General features: G+C 52.9%; 1 protein-coding gene. It reads left to right on the top strand.

The genetic code is table 11. The features are described from left to right. Positions 1 to 1409: ABC transporter transmembrane domain-containing protein (locus C7K08_RS14125; protein WP_153062433.1), on the top strand; the 1409-nt coding region annotated here is incomplete at both ends.

Raw genomic sequence — 1409 nt, 5'->3', positions numbered from 1 at the left:
ATTAAGACGGATCTATCAACAGCCAGGTTCACCACCCCTAAGCCTGGGAAGTGTTGAAGCCAATGATTGGGTGGGCTGGGCAAGCGTAGTTAGAGGTGAACCCGATCTCACCTTGATTGCCTCGCAAATCACGGTTCTGCTGCTGGTGCCCTTTAGTGATGCAATTGAGGCCCTGCGCGCTGATCAAAGCCTGCAGCAAGCTCTGGCAATGCCTCTATTTGAGGAAACTGCAGTGTTGTTGCTGCAGGAGCTAGAACGCAAGGGGCGTGCGGTTGCGGAACCAAGGCAACTAATTGAAGAATTGTTTGGGCATTGGTCGCTCGCGGATCCAGCAGCTGATCCCAGCCATGGTGCTATCGAACTATTGAGTGGCCCAAGGCCTGCCTCGGCAATGGCAATTGGTGCCTTCTTAGATCAAAAAAGCAGAATCGATTTACCGCTCCATGTAAATCAACTACCCATCCGCATAGTTAGCCTGCCTGAAGAAGAGCTATCCCAAGCTTTAGGAGATGTAAATCAAACTGATAAAAATTCAACCAATAGAAATTCGAACGCATTGGCCTTGCGGCCTGAACAACTGCCTGTCTTGTTGGAGCGTTCTGGGGCAGAAGCAGCTGAAAATTACGGTTTCCACCGCCCCGAAGGGGAAGCAACAGCCTTTGCCACAGGCGCTACAAGCAGGCTAGAGCAGGCCCTTGCCTGCATCAGCCACCTTGCTGCTTCAAAACAGCTGGCCTATTCGGCAGAGCTGGTTAAACGCAATTTAGAAGATGTGGAACAGCGGTTGGGGGCGCTGAAATTAGCTCAGCTGGGGCTTCAGTTGGAGGCGATGGGGTTTGACACCAGGCCGATGCGAGCCCGTCCCTGGGACCTCACTCGCCTGGAGCCACCTGCCCTAATTGATTTGGATGGCGCTTTTGTGATGTTGCTGGTGGCAGCTGGTGGCAGCGGTGTACTGATTGGCGATCCCCGCGTTGGCTTGCAACGCTGGAGTGTTAAGCAACTGGAAGAACGGTTACCGAGTGGGGTGGAATTACTGGTGATTCGCGAGGGTCGCGCTGGTCGCGTCCAAGAAGAAGCCTTTGGGTTGGGCTGGTTTCTGCCTGCCTTCTTGCGCTATCCAGGCTTACTTAGCATGACTTTGATAACTGCATTTATTTCACAACTACTAAGCGCCGTGTTTCCCCTCGGGGTGCTTGCAGTGATCGACCAAGTAATTGGCCGCAACAATCTCTCATTACTGGCTCCCCTTACAGCAGTGTTAGTGGTAGCCGCCATTGCAGCCGGAATAACCTCAGCAATGCGTGCCTTAGTAAGCGCTGATCTTTCCGACCGGGTTGACGTGCGGCTGGGATCCACTGTAGTTGAGCATTTAATGCGTTTGCCATTGCCATATTTTGAGCAACGGC

Source organism: Synechococcus lacustris str. Tous (assembly GCF_003011125.1).
Taxonomy (GTDB): domain Bacteria; phylum Cyanobacteriota; class Cyanobacteriia; order PCC-6307; family Cyanobiaceae; genus Synechococcus_D; species Synechococcus_D lacustris.
The sequence above is the reverse complement of the archived record's forward strand: the minus strand, read 5'-3'. Positions and strand labels throughout refer to the sequence as shown.